We start from the raw sequence: 2,999 nt of genomic DNA, 5'->3' as shown, positions 1-2,999 counted from the left end.
TAGGCGCATAGACCATGAATGAATTAAATGACTTCCAGTCACGGCGCAGCATGTTCAAAGCGCGTTCCTGTGCGAAGTTCGGTGTAATGTTCAGCATTGTGTAACCTCTCGCCAATTAACTATTCCAGGGAAAACCTTTCTTCTGGTCTATGCCCACTCAGTTGTACTATTTGTCTAGTACGGTGCATTTTTAAGGGATAACCCCTAGATCGAGAGTTACCTAACCTATGGAGTTGTCTGTTGGAAAAGGCCTATTCCAATCCCACAACCACCTCCCCCCTTACCCCCCTCCTCCTTCTCCCTTATTCATGTACTAGTTAGAAAGTACATTGATACGAAAAAAGACGAACTGAGAATCTCAACCTGCTAACACCTGACACCTTCAAGTCAGCGTGTCGCACTTGCCAACTCCCCCGAAAATTTCAGGGCTGCTATTACTTCGCCACCAACGGCGGACTAACCGTGTAACCCTGTAATGCCTTGCCGTGGCTTTTTACAAACAATCTCAGCCGCGTATTTGCCTCATGCCTTGCTTTGTTCTCTTGACGGTATGAGACAGACTCGGTGTAAAACGCGACCTGATAAACCTCGGCATACTTCACGACAACTTTTCTGCGCAACGAGGGTGCCAATTGCTGTAACTGCTCCTGAATCCACTTGCCGTCCTCAGGACAAAATACTGACGGCATGATTACCTGGACGAACTGCTCATAGGCCATCTCTACCCCCTTTGCCGCTAAATCAATCCGAGCTGAATCTGAGATGTTGGTTGCCGCTTCCGGCTCGGCTTACGTTCTGCTTTCGAACAATTGAACTGAACCCACAGACGCGCCTCCCTCAAACAATCATCGAAGCAGTGGCCTTTTTTGGTTGCCTGAGCAAGTTTGTGATAGTGCTTGACTCCCTCATCTGCCCCCCCCCTGGCAACCACGTCAGGGACGCCATCAGCCACCAGCGCGGCGACAATGTGCTTATGGATAAATGCTTCAGGAGTCATGGGTTAGTCTCCGTAAATATCTGGCCGTAACTGCTCTTTCGTTACAGCGCCGCTGGTTGCTACTTCGATTCTTTTCGCTAATGCCGGAGACGCTTTACGGTGCCCGTAAGCAATCAGATTTAGATAGCCAGGAGAGGTGCATGAGAGATCTGCCAGTCTCTGCCACTCTTCAACTGAGGACACTTTCCTCCAGCCAAGCAAGTCATGACTCATAATAAAATCCTGTGACAAAATGATAAATCAAAGTTTATCTTTACGATAAATTAATAACAAGGTAAATTTATCATTCTGGGTATTTATCATTTTGCTAACAGATGGGATTATGTACGAATGGAAACTAAAGACTTTAGACGCAATAATTTGCGCACCCTCATGGATAGCTTTATTCACGAGGGGAAAACAAAGGCTCAATTTGCTGATGCGATTGGGTTGCCTGCATCTCAACTTAGTCAGTTGGTCAGCATCAACGCAACCCGCAACGTAGGTGACATTATTGCGCGTCGAGTTGAATCAAATCTCGGTCTAATGAAAGGCTGGTTGGACGTACCCCATGAGCATGATCAGTCCACACGAACAAATAAAATTCTTGGTGATAACTCTGTAGAAACTCGCTTTAACTTGCAAAATATCGGTAAAGGTTATACTGATCATCCATACAGGCTGGAGTTACTGGATACATTGCATAGTTGCGGAGGGGGGCGAGTGAACGGAGATTACCCTGATATAATTCAGTCAATAGAAGTTGACCCTGAGTATGCGAAACGTATGTTTGGTTCTCGCCCTGCCAACTCACTCAAGCTAACAACCGCTCATGGTGACAGCATGCTGGGGACAATAGATCCTGGAGAGCTGGTTGTTATAGATATCACTGTTAAAACGTTCAGGAGTGATGGTATTTATGCCTTTACCTATGGCGAAAGCTCTCATATCAAACGATTGCAAATGCTGAAAGATAAAATTGCCGTTATTAGTGACAATAAAGCTTATGAACGATGGGAGATAAATTCTGAAAATGAGGAGGATTTTCATATTGAGGGTTTTATCGTGGGTAAATGGCAAATGGCCTACTCCAGGCTCGGATAACTAAAAATCAAGTTTTATCAAATAGACCAGCCTTGCGCTGGTTTTTTTTCGCCCAAACCTTAAAGATAAAATTATTTACCTTTATATATCATTAATTTATCTTAAAATGACATTTTTAGCGTAAATTATTTATCATTTTGCTATTTACCAAAGTTTATCTTTGAGATAAATTAACTCCATCGGAAGCCAAACGGAGTTAATCATGGAAAATCAAACAAAACTACTCTTGAAAAAAATCACCAATGAGTCAGCCGATATATTCTCCTTAATTGGATTAATACTTGAGCGAATGGATTTGGATGATGGTGTTGACAGAAAATACGTTGATTCTATATCAGCAGTAAAAACCTTGGCCCATAAATTAAATGCAGATTTAGATCTTATCTCATAAAAATAAATAACATTTTAACCCCACACCCAATAACGAGGTAGATATGATCAGAGTTCAAGACTTGTTTATTGACTCAAGCCACATCAAGAAACAACCAGAGGACTTAAAAGATATTTCAAGTATTGCCGGTTCAACAAGAGAATGTTTCATTGATGGATTCAAGGCTATTGGCAATCTAATGTTTTGGGCCTGTGATAATGAAAAATACCCCGATAATGAAATGCGCGGCGATATGGCTAATATAGGTCTTTTATTAACTCGCGGCTCAGAAGTTATCGAAGCAATTATAGAGATTGAAGATATAGCTGAATTTTATTCAAAAAAAGAAACCGGTGAGGCTAAATCATGAATAACTTATCTAATCGTATTAGTTCGGCTCTGGTAATGACACCAATCGAATACCAGAGCCTAGCCTTAAATAATGCCTGCGGTGGTCTTAATAAGGTTAAGGCGGATTCTAGCCTAGCTGTATTTATCTTTGCAACTATTAAACGTTCTGACGTTAAAGCCAAGCCAGTAATGAGACGT

The 2,999-nt window shown here is 42.2% G+C and carries 7 protein-coding genes; 4 read left to right on the top strand and 3 right to left on the bottom strand.

Annotated features, from left to right (window positions below; genetic code table 11):
- Positions 1 to 434: 434 nt before the first annotated feature.
- From AEP37_RS23085 to AEP37_RS23075, 3 genes are read right to left on the bottom strand one after another with little or no spacing between them, the layout of a single operon-like run.
- On the bottom strand, positions 435 to 719 hold the full coding sequence (locus tag AEP37_RS23085) for a hypothetical protein (protein WP_049615518.1): 285 nt from the start codon (positions 717 to 719) through the stop codon (positions 435 to 437).
- Positions 720 to 736: 17 nt separating this feature from the next.
- Complete coding sequence (locus tag AEP37_RS23080; RefSeq protein ID WP_049615517.1) at positions 737 to 997, bottom strand: hypothetical protein; 261 nt, start codon at positions 995 to 997, stop codon at positions 737 to 739.
- A 3-nt stretch (positions 998 to 1,000) separates the two neighbouring features.
- Positions 1,001 to 1,210, bottom strand: a complete 210-nt coding sequence (locus AEP37_RS23075; protein ID WP_025377650.1) for a transcriptional regulator — start codon at positions 1,208 to 1,210, stop codon at positions 1,001 to 1,003.
- A 117-nt stretch (positions 1,211 to 1,327) separates the two neighbouring features.
- On the opposite strand from AEP37_RS23075, the gene AEP37_RS23070 reads away from it, so the two are divergent.
- From AEP37_RS23070 to AEP37_RS27075, 4 genes are all read left to right on the top strand, one after another.
- Positions 1,328 to 2,080, top strand: coding sequence for a S24 family peptidase (locus tag AEP37_RS23070; protein ID WP_049615516.1), 753 nt, complete (start codon positions 1,328 to 1,330; stop codon positions 2,078 to 2,080).
- A gap of 202 nt (positions 2,081 to 2,282) precedes the next feature.
- Positions 2,283 to 2,471 carry a hypothetical protein gene (locus AEP37_RS23065; protein ID WP_049615515.1) on the top strand — a complete coding sequence of 63 codons (189 nt, stop codon included), beginning with the start codon at positions 2,283 to 2,285 and terminating at the stop codon, positions 2,469 to 2,471.
- A 43-nt stretch (positions 2,472 to 2,514) separates the two neighbouring features.
- Positions 2,515 to 2,820 (top strand): hypothetical protein, encoded by a 306-nt coding sequence (locus tag AEP37_RS23060; RefSeq protein ID WP_049615514.1) that lies wholly within the window; start codon positions 2,515 to 2,517, stop codon positions 2,818 to 2,820.
- A partial coding sequence (locus AEP37_RS27075; RefSeq protein WP_049615513.1) for a hypothetical protein occupies positions 2,817 to 2,999 on the top strand: 183 nt, incomplete at its 3' end. The genes AEP37_RS23060 and AEP37_RS27075, both read left to right, overlap by 4 nt.

The sequence above is a fragment of the Yersinia pekkanenii genome (genome assembly GCF_001152565.1).
Classification (GTDB): Bacteria; Pseudomonadota; Gammaproteobacteria; order Enterobacterales; family Enterobacteriaceae; genus Yersinia; species Yersinia pekkanenii.
Note: the sequence above shows the minus strand (reverse complement) of the source record. Positions and strands in the feature narration are given on the sequence as shown.

Excerpts from the sequence above, each read along its gene's own strand:
- AEP37_RS23085 (WP_049615518.1), bottom strand. The coding sequence starts at position 719 with ATGGCCTATGAGCAGTTCGTCCAGGTAATCATGCCGTCAGTATTTTGT.
- AEP37_RS23080 (WP_049615517.1), bottom strand. The coding sequence starts at position 997 with ATGACTCCTGAAGCATTTATCCATAAGCACATTGTCGCCGCGCTGGTG.
- AEP37_RS23075 (WP_025377650.1), bottom strand. The coding sequence starts at position 1,210 with ATGAGTCATGACTTGCTTGGCTGGAGGAAAGTGTCCTCAGTTGAAGAG.
- AEP37_RS23070 (WP_049615516.1), top strand. The coding sequence starts at position 1,328 with ATGGAAACTAAAGACTTTAGACGCAATAATTTGCGCACCCTCATGGAT.
- AEP37_RS23065 (WP_049615515.1), top strand. The coding sequence starts at position 2,283 with ATGGAAAATCAAACAAAACTACTCTTGAAAAAAATCACCAATGAGTCA.
- AEP37_RS23060 (WP_049615514.1), top strand. The coding sequence starts at position 2,515 with ATGATCAGAGTTCAAGACTTGTTTATTGACTCAAGCCACATCAAGAAA.